This window comes from Candidatus Magnetaquiglobus chichijimensis, from assembly GCF_045865675.1.
GTDB lineage: Bacteria > Pseudomonadota > Magnetococcia > Magnetococcales > Magnetaquicoccaceae > Magnetaquiglobus > Magnetaquiglobus chichijimensis.
The window spans coordinates 102,206-125,209 of record NZ_BAAFGK010000002.1; the positions used below are offsets into that span (position 1 = coordinate 102,206).

Sequence of the window (23,004 nt, forward strand, 5' to 3'; positions counted from 1 at the left end):
CTCAGCAGACACGTTTCAGCTTTCATCCATCACTCCATCATCAAACGCAGGTGCGAGCGTTGCACCACCCAAACCAGCACGAGCGCCAGCAATCCGGACAACCGGATCACGACATGCGCCAGGCGACGGGCCAGAGGTCGCGCCGGATCCGGAATGTCGCGCGTGGCGTTCAAATGCGCGGTCAGGCCCAGACCCAAAGACAAGGCCGTGGCCAGGAACAGAGGCCCATGAATCCCATAACCGATGGCCTGATAATCGACTTTAAGCAGGCAGAACGGGCAGTGGTGGTTGGGGTGCTCGTAGACATACGGCGACACGAACGACACCACGCCCGCCTCCGTCACCAGCAGGTTGATCACGGCCAGCAGGGCCAGGAGTCGTGCGCCGTTGCCGGAGAGGGCCACCCGACCTGCGGCGGCGGTGAAGGTGAGCCAGGAGATTCCCACCGCCCACATGGCGGGCCGCACCGGCCAGCCGCTCAACTCGGAGGAGAAGCTCTCCCCGCGCGCATCGAACAGTCCGCCGCAACACGAGGTGATCACATCGCTTTTGAGTCCCAGGAAATAGACTCCCTGCCACCAGGCCGCCAGAAGCGCCAGCGGCAGCACCGCCAGCAGCAGGCCGAATTTGGCCCGTGTCAACGGATAATCCGGACACTGCCCATCCAGAAGATGCACCACCAGCCAGGCGGCGGCCAGGAAAAACAGGCCGATGCGCAGATCGAGGGCGATGAATCCCCCCGGCGCGGCATTCAGCGTGCCCACCGCGCACATCGCCCCGGTGAACAGTTCCGACAGGGCATCCGCCGTATGCACCAGCAGCAGCAGCGACACCCCCTGGGTCAGACAGGCGAAGGAGACCAGGGCGCCCGCCAGCACCGTCTGCCGTTCCAGCCGCACCTGCAACGCGGTGGATCGGTTCACGTCCCAGTGGCGCACCACCCGCCAGGCCAGCACCAGGGTCCAGCCCAGCAGCAGGATGGCCACCAGGTCGGCGAACAGCAAGGCCAGGATCGCGGGTTGAAAGATCATTCACCCGCTCTCCACGATGCGCCCATCGCGCAGCATCACCACCCGTTCGACCACCGGCGATCGTACCACCAGCGGATCGTGACTGGTCATCAAAACCGTATGCCCCTCGGTTCGCAACTCGGCGATGATCTCAAGAAACGCTCCGGCCAGTCGCGAATCGAGGTTGGCCGTCGGTTCGTCGGCGATCACCACGCGGGGGCGGTTGATCAGGGCGCGCGCCATGGCGGTGCGCTGCGCCTCGCCTCCCGAGAGCCACGCCACCGGGCTGTCGGCCCGGTGGGTGAGATCGAGCCTCTCCAGAATCTCCAGGGCCGAGCGTATCACCTGCTGCCGGGGGATTCCCAGGGGAGCCGCCGGCAGGATGACATTTTCCAACACGCTCAAACCGTGGATCAGGTTGAAGCGCTGGAAGATGAACCCGAAGGTGGTGCGCCGCAATTCGGTGAGAAACCGTTCCGGCAAACCGGAAACCGGCTTGCCGTCGAGGTGGATCCGCCCTTCGCTGGGTCTGGCCAGACAGCCGATCAAGGTCAACAGCGTGGTCTTGCCCGATCCCGAGGGGCCGGTGAACAGGGTTACTTCGCCGGAACGAATCTCCAGATCGATGCCATCGACCGCAGCAAAGGCGTTGGGTTGCCCCTCGTTGAAGATCTTGCGCACACCGTCGAGCTGGATCATCGCATGACTGCGTCCGGATCGGTCACCGCAGCCTTCCAGGCGGGGATCATCATGGCCGCGATGAAGGGGAAGACCGTGAAAAAGAACAGGGTCAGAACCTGCAAGCCGTCCACGCGCGGCGGCAGGACGAACGCCGGATAGAGGACCGCCCACCCCTTGAGCATGGCGGCCAGAAGTGGCGCCGGGGCCACGAAGATATGCACATAGGCCAGCACATACCCCACCAGAAAAGCGCTCAGCGACAGGATCGTCCCCTCCCAGAGCTTCATGGCGAGCACCTCGCCGGTCTGCCAGCCGATCGCCTTGAGAATGCCGATCTCGCGGCGCTCCTCCGCGCCCAGACCGCTCGCCTTGTCCCACACCAGGATCACGAAGGCCAGAAGCACCACGCTCAACAGCGTCAGCAGAATCCCTTCCCGCCAGTCGAACAGGGCGTGATAGGTGCGCAACAGTTCGGCCCGCAGAATCGGACGCGCCTCCGGCAAACGTTGCAGCACCTTCTCGGCCACCTTGCCCACCTCGCGGGGTTGGGCCACGGTCAGGGCCAGATCGGTGTACCACCCTTCCGGGATGCCCAACAAGGGGCGCAGATCCGCCTCGTTCATCAGGATCAGATCGCTGCTGATCAACTCCGAGGCCGACGAAAAGGTTCCCTGCACCGTCAGGGAGCGGGAGTGTCCGTCGCCCCCTTTCAAGGAGAAGAGATCCCCGACCGCCAACCCGCGCACCCGTGCGATGCCGGCGCCGATGATCATCCGACCGGGTGGCGGCGGATCGTCGTGCGGGGTCATCAGGGTGTAGTTGGCGCGGGAGATGGGGTCATAATGATACCCCCAAAGCCGGGGAAAGAGCTGTCCTACGCCCCGGATGCCCCGCAGGCGCTCCAGATGGTCCGCAGAGAGCAGCGCGTGCCGTCCCCCTTCCATGCGTTGCACCACCAGTTCCGGGGCATCGCGCAGCAGTTGACGGGCCTCGTGACGCAGGGCGTGCGCGAACAGCATCACCGAGGCGAGCAGAAACACCAGCAGGGTGTAGACGAGCCACAGCCCGATCTGATGGGCGCGGCGTCTGCCCATGGCGCGTACCGCATGGTCGATGAAGGCCGCCTGACGTTCAATCCACGGGGACATCATCGCCCTCGCTTGTCGCATCGTGCGTCGGGATCCGCGCCGGCTGCACCAGGGAACCGCTCGGAAAATGCTCCAGGGCCACCGGATGATCCTGAAACGGGGTGTGACGATCCGCCTGGGTGATGTGGCGCGTGTAGCGGGCCTCGGTGAACAGGGCCAGATCGGTGAGGAGCAGTTTTTCGACCAGTTGCCGCGCATCGGCGTTGTCGTGATGCGCGCCGCGCCACCCGAAGCTGTCCAGCAGGGTGACGCCAAAGGCGATCAGACAGACCGCTCCCAGCCGGACCACCGTGCGTGCCGGTCTGCGGGCGTGGATTGTCATGCCGCCGTTGCGAGATGCGAAAGGGGTGCTCATACCTTCTGGGCCGCGCGCGTGGCCGCCACCCGCAAGGCTCCGGTCAATCCGGCGCCTACCCCCCAGCGTTGCGCCATGGCCGGAATCAGGATGAGCGCGGTCAGGGTCAGCCCTGTACCCAGCAACAAGGAGCCCAACGAAACCGGCTTGTGGCGCGTAACGGATGGCGAGGGCGACTTCATGCGTGACTCCCGGAGCGCGAGCAAGGGTTGGATGGTATCCCGACACGCTTTGCATAATGCCATCCAATTCGCATCGAATTGATTCTGAACGGTTCTTACCTTGCGGGTGCGTGCGTACTGTGTCAATCGCAACAGTTACTGTGTTATTTGACACGGTACACACACGTTTTAGGCTTCTTATCCCCAAGTGACACAACAGAACGGATTCAAGAGCGGCCTGATCGAGGCGCGCCTTTCACGCCTGGTCATCGCGCAGTGGCACGAGGTGCAACTGGCCATGCCGCACGCCGGGTTCGGCGATGATCGATTGCGAAAGCCGTTCCAGGCGACCGATCCCGCCGCGCAGCACCACGCTTTCCAGACAACGGTCATGGTCCAGATGGACATGCAGCGTTGCCTGGATCAGATCATGCCCGTCGTGCTGCTTCCGGGTCAGACGACGGGAGAGATCGCGGGCCTCGTGATCATAGACATAGACCAACACCCCGATCCCCTCGGACTCCTCCGGGCCAGACAGACGCGCCTCGGCCAACTCCCGATGCAACAGATCCCGAATCGCCTCCGAACGGTTGCGATAGCCCCGCTCCTGGATCAGGGCGTCGAACTGCCGCGCCAGCTCCGGTTCCAGCGAAATGGTGAAGCGCTCCACATTCCGGCTCATGCCGCATCTCTCCTTTGACAAGCGAAACGTCGATCCATTAAACTCCGGACGATGTTATGATCTTTTTTTAATTCTTCATACCATTCCCGGGAGTCTTTGTCATGCACATGTCCGATGCCTTGTTGTCCGCGTCAGTGGGTTCCGCCTTCTGGTTGGCCTCCGGTGCGGCGGTGACGTGGGCCGCGCGACGGGTGCGCGCGATCTCTTCTCATGCGGCGCCCATGACCGGGGTGATGGGGGCTTTTGTCTTTGCGGCGCAGATGGTCAATTTCACCATCCCTGGCACCGGGTCCAGCGGTCATCTGGCCGGAGGCATGCTGTTGGCCATCCTGCTCGGGCCCTATCCGGCATTGCTCGCCATGACTTCGGTGTTGACCATCCAGGCGCTCTTCTTCGCCGATGGCGGCCTGCTGGCCCTGGGGGCCAACATCGTCAACATGGGGGTGATCCCCTGTCTGGTGATCCACCCGCTGCTGTTTCGTCCTCTGGCCGGCCCGCAACCGGTGGTGGGACGACGGTTGCGGGTCGCGGTGTTCCTGTCGGCCTGGCTCGCCTTGCTGGTCGGCGCGTTGGGCGTGGTGCTGGAAACCTGGCTGTCCGGAATCTCCGAATTGCCGTTCACGCCCTTTCTTCTGACCATGGGATCGATCCATCTGGCCATCGGGCTGGTCGAGGGCGCCATCACCGTGGCCGTGGTCGAACTGCTGCTCAAGGCGCGTCCCGACTGGCCGTTGACCCGGCAGACCCAGACCCCTCGTGGCTGGGGCAAACTGCCGGTGGCGGTGGGCCTCGCCGCCCTGCTGACCGGTGGCGTGCTCTCCTGGTTCGCCTCGGCCTCACCCGACGGGCTGGAGTGGTCGGTGGCCCGCCTGACCGGCAAGGCGGAATCCCTGGATGGCAACAGCGCGTTCCATCACATGGCGGCGCGGATTCAGGCCAGCCTCGCGCCCATGCCGGATTACGCCTTTCGGCCCGCATCCGATGCGCCGGAAGAGAAAAGCGAAAAAGGTTGGGGTACGCCGGACGGCGCCTCCTCCCTGGCCGGCATCGCGGGTGGACTCCTCACCCTGCTGATTCTAGGATTGCTCGTTGGCATTCCGCAACGGCGGAAAAGCCCGGACGATCCGCGATCGGTTTGAACCCGCCATGTCCGGCACGACCCATCCTCTGGCGACGCTCGCGCGGGTGGATGAACTGGCCTTGGGGTGCTCTCCGGTCCATCGGCTGGACCCGCGCGTCAAACTCGCCACGACCCTGCTTTTTGTGCTGTGCGTGACCTCGTTCGACGCGCATGCCGTGGCTGGTCTGCTGCCTTTTGTCTGTTTTCCCCTGGTCGTGTCGAGGATCTCCGGGATTTCACCCGCACGCATCGGCAAGGCGCTCAGGCCGGCGCTGCCGTTCGTGCTGGCGATGGGCTCTCTCAATCCGCTCCTGGACCGTGCGCCGGTTGCGTTGATTCCGGGTGTCGAGATCGCCGGAGGCTGGTTTTCGCTGACCTCCATTCTGCTGCGGTTTTTGTTGACCTTGAGTGCCTTGTTCCTGTTGACCGCCACCACCGGCATGCCTGCCCTGGGCGCGGCGGCACGACGTCTCGGCGTGCCGGCTGGGGTGGTTTCCGTCCTTCTTCTCACCTGGCGTGCCATTTTTTTGATCGCGGAAGAGGGCGAACGCATGCGGCGCGCCCACGATTTGCGGGCCTTCGGGGTCAAGCGTCCCGCCTGGCCGGTCGCGGCCCGCCTGGTGGGACACCTGTTGCTGCGTTCCCTGGAGCGGGCGCAACGGTTGCATCAGGCCATGCTGGCCAGGGGATTCGATGGAACGTTGCCCGCGCGGCCTCTCTTGCGTTTCCATCTGCGGGACGGGGTGTTTCTGATGGGTTGGACGGTGCTGTTTCTGCTGTTGCGCTTCGATGATCCGGTCCTGCGCCTGGGAGTCTGGCTGATGGAATGCATCCCGTGAGCGCGCCGTTGCTCGAAGCCATCCAACTGACGTTCACCCACGACGACGGGACGCGGGCACTCTCTGAGGTCTCCCTGCGGGTGGATCCGGGCGAGCGGATCGCGCTGATCGGGGCCAATGGCGCGGGCAAGTCCACCTTGTTGCAGCTTCTGGCGGGTGTCCGGACCGAGCGGATCGGTACGCTCCTGCTGGATGGGGAGCCCATCCCGGCCTCGGCCCCGGAACGATTGCGACACCGCGTCGGGCTGGTGTTTCAGGATCCGGACGACATGCTGTTCATGCCGACCGTACTGGAGGATGTGGCGTTTGGTCCGATGAATCTGGGGTTGCCCGTCGAACGGAGGGATCGGCAGGTTCGGGAGGCCATGGAACGCCTGGAGGTGTGGGAACTGCGCCATCGTCCTCCGTATCGTCTTTCGGGCGGGGAGAAACGCCGGGTGGCCATTGCCGCGGTTTTGTCGCTCCGTCCGGATTTGTTGCTTCTGGATGAGCCGACCTCCGGACTGGATCCCAAGGGACGGCACGCACTGGAGCGGATCCTGGCAGGGCTCTCCTGTGGCTGGATCGTGGCCACCCACGATCTGGGTTGGATTCTGCCCCGTTGCCAGCGGGTCGTCGTGCTGCATGAGGGCCGGGTGTTCGCCGATTGGCCCGTGTCGGCCTTGCGGGACAACCTCGAAGCGCTGATCCGATGCGGATTGCTGGTGTCGCCGTCGGATCATGCCTGCCCCTGGTGTGGCGCGGGTTGGTGACGAATGCGGGCATGACAAGGGCGCCTTGCCGCGCCGCATGATCCGTTTGTTCGTCTCCCCCGCTCCCCAGGGAGAGGGCGGATGGATGAGCCAGAACCCCGTGCATCGCCAAACACTTTTCGTGGATCGTTGAAGCGCCGGACCATCTCACCTCCGTGCATTGCGTGGCGGATTTGTGCTAGAGTGTCCACATGGCGTGACGGAAGGGGTCGCTTTGGGGCCACCGTGAATCGCCTGACCCCGGAAAACTCCGAATCCAGCCCATTGCTCAGGTTCGCGTCACGCTTTTCCATGCAGCCACGGCTTTCCCGTGGGACACTCACGCTCGAATAAGAACCATGTACAAACAAAATCAATATATTGCGATCGCACTTCTTCTGCTGGTTCTTTGCAGACCGATGCCTGTTTCCTTTGCCGAGGAGATACAGGATTATGTGAAAACCGATGCCATGCAGGGGCGAGATGCCCAGACATCGTTCGTCAACTTCATGAATGACAAGTATGGCCATAATCGTGACATGCTCAAATTGCGTTATCAGCGTTTTCTGGCGCTGGTCAACAATAAAGATGTGACCAGAGACAAGGAGAAAATTGCCTTTCTGCGCACCGAACGCGAGGCGTTCGCCCTGGATCGGAATCAACGTCGCGCCTACGAGCATGCCTTTCTCGATATCGGCTATGGCGTCACCATCTCCGGTCCCCATCTGGTGATGCGCATGACCTCTGCCCTGGATGTGCAACCTTCTGATAAAGTCCTGGAAATTGGTACCGGGTCCGGCTATCAGTCCGCGGTGCTCGCCCACCTTACCAACCAGGTCCACTCTGTGGAAATCATCGAACCGCTCCACAAACGAACCAGGGACGTGTTCGACAACCTTGTCAAGAACGGTCGGGCTGAATTCGAAAACATCAAACTCAAGTCAGATGATGGCTACCATGGGTGGAGCGAATTTGCCCCCTTCAACAAAATCATCGTCACCTGCGCCGTCGATCACATTCCTCCGCCGCTGTTGCAGCAATTGGCACCCAACGGCATCATGGTGATTCCCGTGGGGCCTCCTGGTAAACAAACCCTGCTCAAGGTCACCAAAGAGGTCGATGAACAGGGCAAAACCACCATCACGCGCCAAGATGTCTACAATGGCAGGCTTTCCGTCTCATTCGTGCCCTTCACCAAGGCGGATGGCGGTACATGGAACGGGAAGGGCCCCCATTGAGCCGGCATCCATCAGGCGGTGTCTTGACAATACAGACGCATCGGTTCTCTTTTTTTGTGGCGGTTGCCCTGATTGCAGGGGCCATCATCTCGCTACAAATCATCGCGATGCGTCTGTATGCCATTTCCGGTTGGGCCCATTTCGGTTCCACGGTGATCAGCGTCGCCATGTTTGGCTTCGGGTTGTCCAGCACCCTGTTGTGCCTTGGCAAAAAATGGCTGGAATTCCGCATGGAACTTCTGGCCCGGATTGGCTGGCTGCTCTTCGGTCCCCTGAGCGTGTTGGGTAACGTGGTGGCCCAGGAGGCCCAGTTCAACCCGATTTTCCTGCTGACCGACAACCATCAAATCGTCAATCTGTTCATCAACTTCCTGGCCTATGCCACCCCATTTCTCGCCGGGTCGCTTTTGCTGGGGATCGCCTTTTTTGCTGGCCGTCACCGCTTCGAAGCGACGTATGCCGCAGACATGCTCGGTTCGGGTGTCGCTGGCCTTGTTTGCCTGAGCGTCATGCTCTGGGTACCACCCGATTATCTCCTGGTCGTGCCCATTCTGTTCTGGTGGGCTGGTGCCATGGCGTGGTTCCACGCCTGGGGTGACAAACGCTTTTCGGGGTGGGTCTCTCTTTCCGGAATTATTACAATTGTTTTGCTTGTTTGGTTGCCCCAGATTCAGGTTTCCCCCTACAAAGGGGTGAGCTATGTCACCAAATTCCCGGACGCGAACCGTCTGTACCAGGCAACCGGTACGCACGGTCTGTTGGAAATTTATGCAAGTTCATACTTTCATTTTGCACCGGGCTTAAGCGACATGGCATCCCTGTCCATGGGAGAGCTTCCGAAGAACACCTATCTGGGCCTGTTCATGGACAGCGACGGACCTGTCGGCATCATGAAGCCGATTCCGTCAGACAAGCAGGATTATTTTCGCTTTCTCCCCATGTTCATGCCTTACCTGATCAACCCCCAACCTGAAAACCTGTTCGTCGTTCAGTTCGGCGGAGGAATCTCCACGCGTGTCGCATTGGCCGGTGGTGCGCATCACATCACCGTGGCAGAGGGCAATCCCATGATCCAGACTGCCCTGGCCAGTGAAACGATGCGTTCATTCACGGGGGATCTGTTCACGCACCCCAGGATCTCTCTGGTGCCGATGGATGGGCATCTGTTCATACGCAACACTGACCAGAAATTTGATGTCATCGATTTGAGTCTGCCCGACTCTTCCGGACTTTCCAGCCCAGGCGGGTTTGCCGTCACGGAGAAATATCTTTATACGCACGAGACCGTCACGGCCTACATCAATGCCTTGAAACCGGGTGGGATTCTGGCGGTTACGGTGTGGAATAAAGAGGATCCGCCCAAATCGACCCTGCGTCTTTTATCGACGTTGGCCTCGGTCGGGCGAACCGTGGCAGGGGAACAGGTCACCGACTCTTTCTACGTCGTGCAGGTTTTTCTATCCACGGTGACCGTGCTATACAAGAAAGGGGGCTTTCTTCCGGAAGAGATCGCCAGGCTCGATCGTCATGCCAAGGAGATGGCTTTCGACGTGGTATACCGACCTGGAGAACGGTTTCAAGGGAACGCATCCCTCCTTCTGGCCGGTGTGCGCCAGAACGTTCTGGGGGTTGCGCCCACGGATCAGAACGAAGGAGATGCCCAGCTCCCTGGCGTGGACGATGGCGAAGATTTCTCGATGGCCGCTGTTTATCGGCTCCTGCTGGATCGTATGATCCGTGGAGAGCATCCGGAGGATCTGGCCGCGTATCCATTCGATATCGCACGCCTCACGGACGACCGACCCTATTTCAGCGGTTTCATTCGGCTCAAGGATATTCCCGCCTTTGCCAACAGACTGGAGACCATTTCCGACGAGTGGGGTTATCTGTTGTTGTGGTTGACCTTGGGGCAATCGGTTCTGGCGGGGTGCATTCTGATTTCGCTGCCTCTCATCTTCGCCTGGAAAACGATCTTCGCGCCACAACCCGGCAAACTTGGAATCTTTGGATATTTTTTCTCGCTCGGGTTGGGGTACATCCTGGTCGAGGTGTCGTTGATCGGGAAATTCATCAGTGCATTGGGTAACCAGGTGATTTCAACCAGCGTATTGATCACCGGGATGTTGATCAGTACGGGTCTGGGATCCTTGGTGGCGGGACGCTTTCTGGCGCGTTCCCAGACGGTCATGCCTCTGATCTTTTCGTCGATCGCGGCTCTTCTGGTTTTGTACGGAACCCAACTGGGGGTGTGGTTGCCGGCGATTGGAACGCTCTCCTGGCGGATTGTCGCCTGCATCTTGTTGATTTTCCCGTTGGCGTTCTTGATGGGCTTTCCATTTGCCACCGGCATGAGCTGGTTGGCCAGGCTTGGCAAGGAACATTTTTTTCTGTGGGCCTGGGGCATCAATGGCATGTTTTCCGTGATGAGCGCGGTTCTCGTGCCACTCATCTCGGTCAGCGTTGGTCTTTCGGCCAACCTCTATCTGGCGGCAGCTCTCTACCTGATGGCCTGGCCCTGTTTCTTCGCCTTGTTGCGTCCATCCCCTTCAACCTGATTCCGATAGTCCCCTCCGCACCCGACACGCGCGTCGATCTCCGCATTGAAATTTTTCTGGCATGGTAACCTACCCTTGCAGGGGATGGGGGCAATGGATCACGCATGGGGCGAATGGAATTCGCCCCCATGCGTGTTTGGTGGTTCCAGGGATGGAAGCATCCAACAGTCTCTGTGAAAGAGGGCGGTCTCGTGCGGTGAATGGAAGGCGCTGAGGCAATCGGTGTAGAGAACTTCAGAAACACAATGCACGCAGCTTATGGCGAAGCAGATACCCAAATGCCGCAGTCAATACAGCATAGGTGCTTCCGGATAGCAGGATCACAAGAATGGGTTGGTGAAAGGTGTTTCTTGCGAAGTTCACGGCAATAAAAGAGAACAGAATCGCCCCGCCCCCGATCAATGCTGCCCACTTGAATACAGTTTTTACAAAACCGGAATGATCCTCCAACCCGGAAAGCGCAATAAGCAGAGAGATGCAAGAATTGATGGCCTGCATGAAGACTATGCCGTTAGCTCCAAGTTGCATATCCTTGATCAAGATCCATCCCAATCCAAAGGTGAGCGATGCACTGGTGATGGAAGAGATCATGAACCGATTGTGGTGACCCGACAATTGCCTGGTGCGCCATACGAGTGCGGAAAGCGTGGCCGGAATGGTCGTGATGGCTCCAAGTGAGAGTAGATTGGCGATCAGAACAAGATCCTTGTTGGAAGTGCGACCATAATTGAACAATACCGATGTGATCTCTGGGGCTATCCATGCGATGAAGTTGCATGCGCTGATGGAAATCAATAAAACACCCATCAAAAGACGTCGCAAACGTTCTTCTCTTCCCTGTTCCTGTGCAAGTGGCACCAGATAGGAGTCGCGCATGCTCAATAGAGAACTCAAGCCCATGATCAGTTGCTGAACGGTTTGGATGGAGGCAATCCCGCCTTCCGGAATGCTTGACATCCAGAATCTCTCCGCGAATCCGTAAAGGGTGCTGGTCATCAGAGCAGAATAGTGCTTGACGATACGGCGCATCAGAACGGGTAGAGCGACCCAGGCATATCTGAACCGGCCTTTGGCCTCTTTCAGCAATCGAATCCATAACCAGATGGTCGCCAACCAATATCCGGCTCCGTAGGCCAGAGGTAGCATATGGATGGAATCATGCTGGAACAGAATGAGTGTGATCGAGACCATCATGATCAGCACCTCTCCAACAAAAGCCCAATTGAAGGCCCATATTGTTTTGACGGCAGCCGACAGGCCATAGTATGCAATCAAACCAACAATCCATGGCAAAGAAGGATAAATCAAGGACTCGACAACAGCTCGATCCTCATCGCTGAATCCGGCGCAATAGATCAACTCAAGCGCAGGAACGACCGTTATGAACAGTAGTCCAGCGCAACAGCCTAATACAACCGATGATGCGGCGTATGGTAATAACGCTTCCTGTAGTGCCTGGTTGCCTTGTTCGTCCCGCAATTGAACAAGAAGCGCTGTATGGACGGTTTCAACGATGATGCCGATACTGAAAACAGATACGGAAGCCATGGCATAGATGGTCCAGAATAAATCCAGATCTCTGCTCAAGCCATAATAGGAGATTGTCAAGGATTGACGAAACAGCCCCAACATCTGGAGCAGAATCGTCAATCCCGTTGCGGATAGAATAACCTTGTAGAAGGAGTTATGCACTGGATCTTTGGGTTGTTTGAGAGTGGAGCTTTCAGTCAACAGACGAATTCATGCGCTTCTCTGGAGCCGTTTTTTGAGGTTTTCTCGATATGTTGATGGAGCGCATGCAAGAGCCTTTCAATGTTTTCATCTCTCAGGATGGGTTCCCCAACGGTTCCAGGGGAAGAAAAATTGCAGCAGTGACGTACACTGAAAATTTCCGCCAATCCTTTGATGATCGTTTCATCGGGAATTTCCTGTCCGAGTCGTTGTTGAATCGTCAGGGGCAAGGACGATAACGTCGTGATGCCACCCAGTGCATGGGCAATCAGGTTACTCCCCAAGGCAATGGCGCTTTTTCCGAACAGGAAAGCCTCGAGAATGGAGGTTCCGGTCACTGAGATTGTCAGCAAGGCGTGTTGGATCAATAAGCTGCTCTTCATGTTGACTGAAGCGATCACGACACCTGGCAGTTTTTTCAATTGACGATAGAACGGAACAGGCCGAAGACCAAGACATGCCGGATGCTCCTTCACGACGAGTCGAATGTTTCCGGGTAGGGAGAAGCGGATGGCATCGAGGACTCGGAGTTGGTCTACAAAGTATGGGGCAGGGGTGTTGATGGAAGATTCAGGAGAGTACTGTAATGGATAATATACAAAACTCTCCGGAAGGTCAGCTTGAAATTCAATATGCGTCGAGAGTCGATTGATTCGCGCACGCACCCCCCAGATGGAGTCACGCAACACGGGGAGATTGTTGAGAAGTGCAATACGGAATGTATCGGGTTCAAGGAGTTCAGGATGGCGTAGTCCCCGTTTGATTCCTTGCCACGCTCTTGATAAGAAAGGTTTTTGGAAATCAGGGAGTGGCTCGCCTGGGAAGTGAATGGGAGAATTGGCAGGCGTTGGACTCTTGCGGAATTGATGCAAGAATTTTTCAGCCTCTGAAAGGCTGGCGGCATTGACTTCAGCATAGCTGGGCACGATTTCCGCATCCGCTTCGGCGAAAAAGATCCCCCCAAGATTGCGGCAACTGCATGGAACGATCAAGCGAACGCCCAGTTCACGGGCGACAGCGGCAAAAATCTTTCCATCAACACCTTCTATTTGCGAAATCATTGCATAATCTGGTTGGATCTTCATAAAAAAATTCTTGACTACAAAATACAGTGAGGCGGCGCGTCGCAATTGCTCCTCGCCTGATCGGTGTTTGAAGTTCCGCTTTTCGGCGGCTATGTCAGAATAGATATTCCCGTTATACGAAGAGAGATCGATTTCGTTGGCATTGGATACGCTCGCCAATTTCTCTGTCCAGGCATCCTCGACATCAAGTAACGGAACTTCAGGTAATTTCTCTCGAAAAAGCTGCAAAGGAATGGAATTTCCAAGTACGATGGACCATTCCAGAAAAGGGAATAAGGACTTTGCTTTCTGGATCATGTGGTAGTGAACGAAGGGAAAGGCGCCAAATCCATGCAGTATGATTTTCATGATTGCATCCTGTATTGATATTTTGATGATCGCGGTGCGATTCGGACAAGGATCGCCTTGAATGGCGTTTTTGGTTCCTCGCTGTTGCACATGGGTAGGCTGCCCGGATTCTTGAGCCAAATGTGGCGGGTTTTGGACAGCGATGGCGGCGCACGTACCTCCTCGCGTCGGACCTGATCCACAGCATCATGGACCACCGAAGCGATCAAACGAGATTTCGGCATTGGGAAATGGCTCTTGCAACCTTGCCGTGGAACTTCCGAAGGGAGGGGCACGGTAAGGGGGGTGAGGGGGAATCCCCCCATTATGCAAGTTATCCTTTTCCAAACAGCCTCTTAGAGCAGAAACGTCATCGCCGTCTTGTCTTCGGCCAGGAGCAGAGCATCCAGAAAGAAGGCGTCCTGCCAGGCGTAACGTTCTGCCGCCCACAGCAGGGTAGGAATGAGGTAACCGGATGTTTCCGGATAGGCAGGCATCCAGCCTCGCACAAAATGCAGTGAATGCGCAAATCCCCTGCCGTCACACGGCGCGGAGGTACGGATCAACCATTGCACGGCAGCAAGAATCGGGTCTGCAGGCGGGGATGAACGACGGATGGTTTGCAGATAATCCAGCCAAAGGGGCGCATGACGCACAGCAGAAAACAGCAGAGACGGGCGCGTAACCAGGGTCTTCATGTTCTATTGAACTTTATTTTCTGAGAGGCTGTTTGGTGATTCCGTCCATGAAATCGATAAACAAGCACGGTTCGAAAGAATCGGACCGTGCTTGGACAAATGGCTGTGCAATCTGGCGGGCTATCCCATGGCCCGGGTTGGCTGTTTGGCCATTGCCAAACGGTTTTTCAGAGGTCAAGCACGCTCAATCTTTGCTAAGGACCTCCCTTCGGGAGTTCCACGGTAACTTGCATGATGGGGGGAGAACCCCCTCACCCCCCGTACCGTGGACCTCCCTTCGGGAGTTCCACGGTTAGAGAATGGAGGATGCGCTCTGCTCCACGTCCATCCACCAATTTTCTGCCACGACCGGACATCTCAAGGCGGAGAGAGACATTCTCCAGCAATTTGACGACCTCTTGAGCCAAGGTGTGCGCGTCAACTTCGACAGCCACACCAAGATGCAAAGAACTCCCTGCCTCTTCAAATGGACGATTGATATCCGCATGAGCGTGATCAATCGATAACAATAATGTCGGAGTTCCCGTGGCGGCCAGTTCGTATTTGGTCAGGCCGGATAATGAAATGGCCAGGTCACTCCAGATCATCCACTCGGCGAGATTCCGTGGGGAGGGCAGCAACTCGACGTGATGACGGGAATGGAGCGACAGACGATTGATTTCGAGCCGCAAAGGCTCCGGGAAACAAGGCCCGACAACGATGCGCGCATCCAAGCGACGGTCGTCAATCCGCTCCAGTGCTTGCTGAATCCGCAGGGTCACAGCCAGGGGATCCGCCCCCCCGCAACTGATCAGAACCCGATCGCCTGTACGCCTTATGGGACGTTCCCACGTCTCGGCCATCCGATAGCATGAATCCAAGGGATAATATGCCGTGCCATTGCAATAAAGGATCCCGTTCACGGGTTCGACCGGTATTTCACCACAATAGGGAGAAATTATGCAGTCCGCAGCCGGATTCTGCAACCTGGCCCGTAAAGAATCACAATAGGCGGCGTCCAGAATCGCGACACCGCAAAAGCGATGGCGCAGGGCATGCAGATAAAGCTCGAATTCCCTAAGGTGTTCAAACGTGCGAAAATGAGACATGTCCAGCATCATGATCGCAAAGTGGTCTGTCGTTCCGCCCGGACCAACGATCACGTCTGCATCATAGGCCTCTTCTGAGAGCAGTACCTGACAAGGATATCCGGATTCAAGGACCACCTGTCGCGATTCATCAGCGCCACAACCCAATACAAAGGTGGATTCGATCCCTATGAGTCTGGCGGCATCCGCCAGAACAAGGCAGCGCCGCAAATGGCCGATGCCAATCCGTTGATCGGCATCCAGTCGAAAAATCAGGTGAGAAGGTTTCATGGGTCGTAACGATTCAGGATCCATACCCTTGCAGGGGGCAGGGGAGCGCAAGGTCCCCGGCTTAAGTGCGGAGGCAGAGCCTCCGAGGTTTGTTTTTTGATTTTGCTTCATGAGCGCGTGCTTCAGAAAAAAGCGTTTCTTGTGAAAGAATGCCTAATCGTAAAAGCGCGCGAAAGGCCCATGAAGCGTCCCAAGGGCTTTGTTCTTGGATCCATCATGGGCCATCATGGGCCCCTGGACTCCGCCCAATGCAGGGGGCCTGAATCGTTACCATGGGTCATGCTTTGCGGAAAATCGCTTCCACACACCCCCCTTCCAACTTCTGCTCGAACAAATCATCTCGATGTGCCGAGGCAAACAGCGGCACAACTTGACGAAAGACCGTCTCGGTGAACTCCAGTTCCTTTTCGCCATGGGCCCCACAGGGAATATGGCTGCAAAAATACAGCAAGCCACGTTTGACGCACTCCTGCATGAAATAACTCCGTTTCAGGCGGGTTCGTTTTTCATCGACATCTGGAAAAGCCAACACCGAACGCACGGGATACCCCATCAGTTTGACGACATCTTCCAGTTGGTATTGCTTGATCAGATCCTTGAGGATGGCGTGAACAGCCTCTCCATGCTTCCAGTTTTGTGATAGAATGTTATGCGTCTGTAGTTCATCGATCGTGGCCAGACCTGCCGCCAGGGAGACCGTTTCACCTCCAAAGGTGCCTGAATAAAAGATCTCATCAAATATTTCCATGATCTCTCTTGGACCAACCACGGCGGATAAAGGCAAACCATTCGCCATGGCTTTTCCAAAAGTGGCCAAATCTGGGGTCACGCCAAAGAAAGCCTGCGCTCCTCCCAATGACAAGCGGAAACCGGTCACGATCTCATCAAAAATCAACAAAACCCCATGGGAACGGCACAGCTCCCGCACGCCTTCCAGATATCCCGCTTGCGGTGGTTCCACCCCTACCGGCTCCATGATGACCGCGGCAAATTCACCGGGGTATTGGATCAACAACCGTTCCAAGGATTTCAGATCGTTGTATTGAAACACATGCGTCAATTCGGCCACCGCCTTCGGCACGCCCTTGTCGCGCGTGGTGGAACCGATAAACCAGTCATGCCACCCATGATAGCCGCAACAGGCCACCCGATCGCGACCGGTATAGGCCCGCGCGGCACGAATCGCGGCGGTGTTGGCATCGGAACCGTTTTTTCCGAAACGTACCATTTCCGCACCTGGAATGATTTCGACCAGCCGTTCTGCCAGTTCCACTTCCAGCCGATGCATCATGCTGAAGGTTGATCCGGCGCGCATTTGATCGCAAACCGCCTGCTGGATGCGCGGATGGTTGTAACCAAGAATGATGGGACCGAGTGCCATCAGATAGTCCAGATAGCGATTCCCGTCCACATCCCACACCCAGGCGCCCTCCCCACGTTCCAGAAAGTGTGGGGAAACACCTCTGACCCACTGCGTCGGTCCTTTGGAGAAGGTCTGGGTCGCGGAGGGGATGACCTTATAGGCACGCTCCAACCATTGTTTCGATTGAGTAAAGTTCATCGTCGTGTCCGGTGCGGGTTGGGTTGAATGGGTGGACGATCCTGGGAGGCTGTTTGGCACGGGCCAACCATCCGGTACGGACCATGGCTGGTCTGCCAGATGGCGCCGCCGGTTGTTCAGGCACGAATGCGCAGCGCGGACGTTTCTCGAGATCGTGCGGGGTTGCATGGCATGCACGCCCTTGGATCTCGCTTGTCGTCGTGTGCCTTGCCGGGTTGGGTCAGCAACTTCCGTTCCATTTTTGGCGGGCAGTCGGCGTGAGCGATTCTGCCGGATTCCAGGGGGCGGCGTGAGCGACGGCGGCCATGCTGGCAGATTTCAGGCCTTTGATCCTTGGCCCGCGCCAGGCTCTCCGTGGACGCTGATCCGAACGCCGTTCTCCGTTGGGATCCCCGCTTCCACGAGTCGCCATGCCTGCTGGAAGGTGAGGGTGCGGATCTCCCCGGCGTGACGACGCCACACGCGATCATGGAACCGCTCCAGGGCGGCCAGATGTCCGGCATGAATCCCCTTGGGATGGATGTTCATGGCCACGAAGAGCGGATCTTCCTGCCCTTCACGGTAACCGCTGGCGCGCAGATGGTCCTCGAAACAGGCGAGCAACGGGCGCGGATCGGTGCCGAGTTCCAAGCGTTGAAAATCACGCGCCAACACGGTGTTGAACCGCCACCAGGCCCGCTTGATCCGACCAGCCGATGAGGTGGTGGCGATCGGTTCGTTGCAGGGGGTTCCGCGCGCGGCGGGACCGGACCGGTTCAGCAGGATTTCCCACCCCTGCCGCAACGCCTCGGGCAGACGCAGGGCCAGCCGGTGTCGGGGGGTGAAACGACAGGCGCCGATCGGAATCTCCATCAGCCCTTCTCCACGGGGGGCCGGTTTGTTCAGACCGGTTCGTGGCGCGATCCATCCGTTCCCGTGCGCGGGGAGACGGGTGAAATCGACCCGTTGCATGGGGGTGTGGAGCGTGAATCCCGGAATGATGCTCGAGTCGATGCGATGGCCGGTCTCGTGCAAGGCCGCGAGCAGCATCGCTTCGTCGGGTTGGAGTCCGTACCCTCCGGCGCGAAAGGCGATGCAGCGGTAATCCGGTGCATGTGGGGTCAACAGTTCGGTCAGGTGGGTGGCGGCACGGCGCAGCCAGGCCGTGGTGCGTCGTCGTCGCGCCTCGGGATCCGGGGAACAGGTGCCGCAAAGATAGCTTGACGGGTCGAAATGAAATCGACCCGCCTCGATGCGGGTTGTCTCCCAGTGCGGGTGGAGGTGGCTCTGGACATCGTGACCGTTCTGGATCGCCTCCACCAGTTGCGCTTCGGCCAGATCCGGGAAACGGTCCAGTCCCAAGGCGCGATAGCGCCACAGACAGGCGACATCGGCAAAGAGGGTCAGTGGGATGCCGATCCTTGTGCAACACGCCAGCAGCCGCGCGGTCGGTTCGATCAGAACCGCCTCTTCCGGCTGGTCGATGCCTCCCAGAAAAAGTTCATAATCCGCGGAGTAGAGCAGGTGGATCATGCGCGTGGCCAAAGGGTCCGTGTGGTGGTGGGTGGTGGGGGCGTTGCCCTCGCCGGAGGTTGGTCAAACCGATCCGCTTCCAGATGAGCGGGTGACGTGACGCCGGCATGGCGCGTTGCTCGGGCGCGTGATTCGGGTTTTGATCCAGTTGAGCGTCCTTATCTCCACGAGATGATGAAAAAGATGCGACACCAGGACGATGAGGGGCAAGGAGGTCGTCAGCACCAGGATGGCGATCACGATCTGATGGTCGATCCATGCGTGAAGGGTGACGAACAACCAGCAGGAGAACGATGCGAGGATGGGAATGTGGACCAGGTACAGGGAAAAGGAGATCTTGCCCAGATACCGGATGAAAGGTGTGGTGATCCAGGCATGGAGATGGTTGCGCAAGGAGGCGACGACCAGGATGGTCAATGCCAACAGATACTCCAGGACATTGCCGTCCAGGATATGGTATTCGAGGATGCTGCCAAATCTCGGGAAGAGGCGCAAGGCGGAGAAAAAGGCCAGGAAGAGCGCGATGATGGCGATCTCGATCCCGGATAGCGCGGTTGGACTCAGCAGACGCTTCAGTCGTTCCTGGGGTTGCAGATGAATGGTCCAATCGCACAAGGCCGCGCCCAGCACAAAACCGAGATACAACGATTTCCAGAGCAGGATGGTCAAGACCAGGTAGACGAGGGATCGAATCCACAAGGCCTGGCGGGCAAACATGAATTGCAGTGCGAACAGGCTCATCGAGGCGGCGAACTCGATGGGCATGGTCCAGAATACGTTGTTGTATCTTGGAAAATCGGATGGAATGTTCAGAAGGAAGCGTATGATCGTGCCGAAGACGGCATCCGTGAGATTGGGTTCGAAATTGGACAACCGCAGAAGCCATCTTTGTTTGACCAGGGCGAAGGCTTCGTTGGTGGAATAGAGTTCCATTTTCAAGAATGCGTAGATCAGAAGTGCCGAAAAGATCATCGGAACGCCCAGGCGGAAGATGCGGTACAGTGCCATTTGGCGGATTTTGTGGCTTCCGTGGTTCATGAGGATCGGATAGGAGAGACTGAAACCGCTGATCATGAAGAACAGTTTAACCGATATCGCGGAGTGGATGAACAGATAGAAAGGGGAGTGATATACGAGTTGTTGCAGCCACTCTCCGTTGGGCAGGGTATTGTAAGGCAGGAGTAAATTGCGAACGATGTGCGCCAGCACCACGGAAACAGCCGCCAGGCCGCGTAAACAGTCCAGATACGCCACTCGGGATTCGGGTGATGGGGGTGGATCGGCGGGTGTCATGATGTTATGGTCAACGTTTGGAGGAGCCGCCACGGTGGTGATGCCTGATTGCGAGGCGGATAAGGCAGCCGGAGTGGGTTGCCGGTGAACGCAAGGAATCTTATTGCCTGGCAACGTGACAGGACGGTTGCATCGTGGTTGTGTCTCGATTATGGGGTAGTATAAGGACAGGCGCGGAGAAGGTCAAAGCAGCGTGATGAACCGGGGCGATGGCATGGATGAAGGAGATCGGTCATGTCGGGCATGCGTACCGTATTGAAGGCTTTTCTGGCGGGATTGCCGCGCCGCTGGCGCGAGACCCTGTGCGAAGCGGTGGCGGAAGGGTTGCATGACGATGCCTTGCGCGGGCTGTTGGCCCGGCTGGCCCAGACGCGGGCTGAAGATCTGCAAGCCGGGGAGGCGCTGCGTTTTCTGTTCCGGCTTGACGATCGTCTCTACAAGGTGCAGGGCGAGCAGGCGGTGCGTTTCGGCGCCGGACTGCATCCCAAGCATCGGTTGATGGCCTATCATGACTTCTTCGTCGGTCGTCTGGAACCGGGTGAGCGGGTGTTGGACGTGGGGTGCGGGAATGGGGCGTTGACCCGCGACATGGCCGAAAGGGGAGGGTGTCGGGTGCTCGGAATCGAGTTGGAGTCGGTCAAGGTGGAGGAGGCCCGTCGGTTGCGTCCCCATCCCCATGTCGAGTACCGGGTGGGTGATGCCACCTCGGAGGAGGGGTTGAACGGTCCGTTTGATGTGGTGACCCTTTCCAATGTGTTGGAACATCTGTCGGAACGACCGGAGTTTCTCAAGCGTCTGGTCGTCCGTTGCGGGGCGCGGCGTCTGTTGATCCGGGTGCCGTTGTTCGAACGCGACTGGCGCGTGGCCCTGAAACGGGAGTTGGGGGTGGCGTGGCGATTGGATGCCACCCATCAGACCGAATACACGTTGGAGTCGTTTCACGAGGAGATGCGCGCCGCCGGTCTGGTCGTCGTCCATCTCGAGGTGCGCTGGGGGGAGATCTGGTCCGAGACCAGACCGGTGGACGCCGGGCCGGCAGAGGTGGTGGCATGATTCCCCTGACCCGTCTTGTCGATCCCCTGGTTCAGGAGTTGCGCGGGCGTTTGCGTCGCAGGGTCCATTATGTCTCCGATTCGGCCAACTGGTCTTACCGGTGGGATGCCCATTACATCGCCACCGGGCTGGAGAGTCGTCTGGGGGATGTCGTGCCGATCATCACCGCCCCCTGGCGTCTGCGCCATCAGGTGATTCTGTTTGGCAACCGCGCGGTCTGGTTTGCCGGTCCGCGCGATCGGTTGCACCCCTCCAATGCCCTGTTTCTCACCTGGTTCCACGGGGAACCCGACAGCGGTGAACCGAAAATGGATGAGATGTTCGCCAGGATGCCGGGCATCTTCGATCGGATGCGCAAGGTGGTCGTTTCCTGCGTGATTTCGCGACAGGTGTTGATGGCGCATGGCGTGCCGGGGGAGAAGATCGAGTTGATCCCTCTCGGCGTGGATCTGACCCGTTTCCGGCCCGCCGATGCCGAGACCCGCGCCCGTCTGCGCGCGGCGCTGGAGATTCCCCGCGAGGCATTCGTCATCGGTTCGTTTCAGAAGGATGGGATCGGCTGGGGCGATGGCGAGGAGCCCAAGCCGGTCAAGGGGCCGGATCTGTTTCTGGAGTTGTTGGAACAGCTCCGGGGACGCCATCCGAATGTGCTGGTCATGCTGACCGGCCCGGCCCGTGGCTACGTGAAGCGCGGACTCGAACGGCTGGGCATCCCGTACCGGCACCGCTTTTTGGAGAATTATCTCGATATCGTCTCCTGTTACCAGATTCTGGATCTTTATGCCATCACCTCCCGTGCCGAGGGCGGACCCAAGGCGTTGATGGAGAGTTGGGCCTGTGGGGTGCCGGTGGTTTCGAGTCGCATGGGCATGCCGGCGGATTGGATCCTGGATGGCCGGAACGGGTTCTTGTCCGATGTCGGCGACACGGCGCGCATGGCCGGACAGGTGGGCAGGCTTCTGGAGGATCCGGCGCTGCTGGCCACGATCCGGGATGGTGGGCTCGAGACCGTGCAGGGGTTGGATTGGGATCGGATCGCCGGGCAGTATCATGCCATGCTGCGTGAATGCGATGTGATTTAGGGTTGCCCTGGAAAGGGGCTGTTTGATAGACTTTGGTGCGTAACGAATTACTTTTTGTTATCGAAAGTCAGATGAAACGCTCCGGCAATCCGGAACATCGCGGTTGCAGCGCGATCTCTTTATATTAATGCAATGTACGCCCAAGGAAAGCAACAACATGACCATGAAAGCCGAGTTTGCCGGGTTGATCAAGGAAGCGGTCAAGGAGATGTTCTCCGCCTATCTGGTCATGGAAGTCGAGCCGGGCCCGACGGTCCAGAAAAAGGAGGATGACGACTACCGTCCACCAAGCTCCGAGGTGACCGTGGTGATCAACTTCTCCGGGGGCATCCACGGTGGCATCCATCTGGCTGCGCCTCTGCATGCCGCCATCGAGCTGGCATCCTCCTTTTCGGGCGAGAGCTACGACACCATTTTTGGCGAAGCGGGGGACGGTTTCGGCGAGTTGGCCAACATCATCGCGGGTGGGGTGCAGACCCGTTTGGGTACCGGTTTTGGCAACATCAACCTCACCCCGCCGACGCTGATCACCGGAACGGATTACACAATGCAGTACAAAAGCAATTTCGACAGTGTGAAGCAGTACTTCAGGTGTGAGGCAGGTCTGTTTTTCGTTGAGTTCTTTTTCTACGTCCAGCAGTTCATGAAGAAACGCTGAACAGTCGGCTGTTCCGTCCGGATCGCCGCGCGCGGTCCGGACGGGAGATTCCGCGCCCGATATCCCGGTTTTCCCTTCCGAGTCGGCTTTCCCTTCCGAGTCGGCTTTCCCTTCCGAGTCGGCTTT

General features: G+C 58.3%; 21 protein-coding genes. 8 read left to right on the top strand and 13 right to left on the bottom strand.

Annotation, left to right across the window (positions count from 1 at the left end; translation table 11 throughout):
- Positions 1-29: 29 nt before the first annotated feature.
- The 6 genes from ACOY6C_RS02475 to nikR all read right to left on the bottom strand — a co-directional run bounded on the left by ACOY6C_RS02475 (position 30) and on the right by nikR (position 4,037).
- The gene (locus tag ACOY6C_RS02475; protein ID WP_420903897.1) at positions 30-1,031 is read right to left on the bottom strand and encodes a hypothetical protein; all 1,002 of its coding nucleotides are present in this window, start codon (positions 1,029-1,031) and stop codon (positions 30-32) included.
- On the bottom strand, positions 1,032-1,709 hold the full coding sequence (locus ACOY6C_RS02480; RefSeq protein WP_420903898.1) for an ABC transporter ATP-binding protein: 678 nt from the start codon (positions 1,707-1,709) through the stop codon (positions 1,032-1,034).
- The gene (locus ACOY6C_RS02485) at positions 1,706-2,839 is read right to left on the bottom strand and encodes an ABC transporter permease (RefSeq protein WP_420903899.1); all 1,134 of its coding nucleotides are present in this window, start codon (positions 2,837-2,839) and stop codon (positions 1,706-1,708) included. Before ACOY6C_RS02485 ends, ACOY6C_RS02480 begins: the two co-directional genes overlap by 4 nt.
- Complete coding sequence (locus tag ACOY6C_RS02490) at positions 2,823-3,161, bottom strand: hypothetical protein (RefSeq protein WP_420903900.1); 339 nt, start codon at positions 3,159-3,161, stop codon at positions 2,823-2,825. The genes ACOY6C_RS02485 and ACOY6C_RS02490 overlap by 17 nt, the downstream gene beginning before the upstream one ends.
- A 29-nt stretch (positions 3,162-3,190) precedes the next feature.
- Complete coding sequence (locus ACOY6C_RS02495; RefSeq protein WP_420903901.1) at positions 3,191-3,376, bottom strand: hypothetical protein; 186 nt, start codon at positions 3,374-3,376, stop codon at positions 3,191-3,193.
- A 235-nt stretch (positions 3,377-3,611) separates the two neighbouring features.
- Complete coding sequence (nikR, locus tag ACOY6C_RS02500) at positions 3,612-4,037, bottom strand: nickel-responsive transcriptional regulator NikR (RefSeq protein WP_420903902.1); 426 nt, start codon at positions 4,035-4,037, stop codon at positions 3,612-3,614.
- 101 nt (positions 4,038-4,138) lie between these two features.
- Between nikR and ACOY6C_RS02505 the strand changes: the two genes are divergently transcribed.
- The 5 genes from ACOY6C_RS02505 to ACOY6C_RS02525 all read left to right on the top strand — a co-directional run bounded on the left by ACOY6C_RS02505 (position 4,139) and on the right by ACOY6C_RS02525 (position 10,520).
- Entirely contained in the window at positions 4,139-5,176 is a 1,038-nt protein-coding gene (locus ACOY6C_RS02505) for an energy-coupling factor ABC transporter permease (RefSeq protein ID WP_420903903.1), read from the top strand.
- A gap of 7 nt (positions 5,177-5,183) precedes the next feature.
- On the top strand, positions 5,184-5,996 hold the full coding sequence (cbiQ, locus tag ACOY6C_RS02510; RefSeq protein WP_420903904.1) for a cobalt ECF transporter T component CbiQ: 813 nt from the start codon (positions 5,184-5,186) through the stop codon (positions 5,994-5,996).
- Entirely contained in the window at positions 5,993-6,748 is a 756-nt protein-coding gene (locus ACOY6C_RS02515; RefSeq protein ID WP_420903905.1) for an energy-coupling factor ABC transporter ATP-binding protein, read from the top strand. The genes cbiQ and ACOY6C_RS02515 overlap by 4 nt, the downstream gene beginning before the upstream one ends.
- A gap of 338 nt (positions 6,749-7,086) precedes the next feature.
- The gene (locus ACOY6C_RS02520; protein WP_420903906.1) at positions 7,087-7,965 is read left to right on the top strand and encodes a protein-L-isoaspartate O-methyltransferase family protein; all 879 of its coding nucleotides are present in this window, start codon (positions 7,087-7,089) and stop codon (positions 7,963-7,965) included.
- Between the two features lie 56 nt (positions 7,966-8,021).
- The gene (locus tag ACOY6C_RS02525) at positions 8,022-10,520 is read left to right on the top strand and encodes a spermine/spermidine synthase domain-containing protein (protein WP_420903907.1); all 2,499 of its coding nucleotides are present in this window, start codon (positions 8,022-8,024) and stop codon (positions 10,518-10,520) included.
- A 234-nt stretch (positions 10,521-10,754) separates the two neighbouring features.
- Here the strand turns inward: ACOY6C_RS02525 and ACOY6C_RS02530 are convergent, their stop codons facing one another.
- The 7 genes from ACOY6C_RS02530 to ACOY6C_RS02560 all read right to left on the bottom strand — a co-directional run bounded on the left by ACOY6C_RS02530 (position 10,755) and on the right by ACOY6C_RS02560 (position 20,085).
- Positions 10,755-12,251, bottom strand: a complete 1,497-nt coding sequence (locus ACOY6C_RS02530) for a hypothetical protein (RefSeq protein ID WP_420903908.1) — start codon at positions 12,249-12,251, stop codon at positions 10,755-10,757.
- Entirely contained in the window at positions 12,248-13,684 is a 1,437-nt protein-coding gene (locus tag ACOY6C_RS02535) for a capsular polysaccharide export protein, LipB/KpsS family (RefSeq protein ID WP_420903909.1), read from the bottom strand. Before ACOY6C_RS02535 ends, ACOY6C_RS02530 begins: the two co-directional genes overlap by 4 nt.
- 335 nt (positions 13,685-14,019) lie before the next feature.
- Positions 14,020-14,361, bottom strand: coding sequence for a hypothetical protein (locus tag ACOY6C_RS02540; protein WP_420903910.1), 342 nt, complete (start codon positions 14,359-14,361; stop codon positions 14,020-14,022).
- Between the two features lie 251 nt (positions 14,362-14,612).
- Positions 14,613-15,719, bottom strand: a complete 1,107-nt coding sequence (locus tag ACOY6C_RS02545) for a hypothetical protein (RefSeq protein WP_420903911.1) — start codon at positions 15,717-15,719, stop codon at positions 14,613-14,615.
- A gap of 277 nt (positions 15,720-15,996) precedes the next feature.
- A complete protein-coding gene (locus ACOY6C_RS02550) occupies positions 15,997-17,280 on the bottom strand; it encodes an aminotransferase class III-fold pyridoxal phosphate-dependent enzyme (RefSeq protein ID WP_420903912.1) in 1,284 nt (427 codons plus the stop codon).
- Between the two features lie 318 nt (positions 17,281-17,598).
- Positions 17,599-18,792, bottom strand: coding sequence for a polysaccharide deacetylase family protein (locus ACOY6C_RS02555; protein WP_420903913.1), 1,194 nt, complete (start codon positions 18,790-18,792; stop codon positions 17,599-17,601).
- Between the two features lie 63 nt (positions 18,793-18,855).
- Positions 18,856-20,085, bottom strand: a complete 1,230-nt coding sequence (locus tag ACOY6C_RS02560; RefSeq protein ID WP_420903914.1) for an acyltransferase family protein — start codon at positions 20,083-20,085, stop codon at positions 18,856-18,858.
- A gap of 234 nt (positions 20,086-20,319) precedes the next feature.
- Here ACOY6C_RS02560 and ACOY6C_RS02565 point away from each other — a divergent pair, with 234 nt between their 5' ends.
- From ACOY6C_RS02565 to ACOY6C_RS02575, 3 genes are all read left to right on the top strand, one after another.
- Complete coding sequence (locus ACOY6C_RS02565; protein WP_420903915.1) at positions 20,320-21,138, top strand: class I SAM-dependent methyltransferase; 819 nt, start codon at positions 20,320-20,322, stop codon at positions 21,136-21,138.
- A complete protein-coding gene (locus tag ACOY6C_RS02570; RefSeq protein ID WP_420903916.1) occupies positions 21,135-22,220 on the top strand; it encodes a glycosyltransferase family 4 protein in 1,086 nt (361 codons plus the stop codon). Before ACOY6C_RS02565 ends, ACOY6C_RS02570 begins: the two co-directional genes overlap by 4 nt.
- Positions 22,221-22,377: 157 nt before the next feature.
- Positions 22,378-22,878: a chemotaxis protein CheX gene (locus ACOY6C_RS02575; RefSeq protein WP_420903917.1), complete on the top strand. Its 501-nt coding sequence runs from the start codon at positions 22,378-22,380 to the stop codon at positions 22,876-22,878.
- Positions 22,879-23,004: the final 126 nt, after the last annotated feature.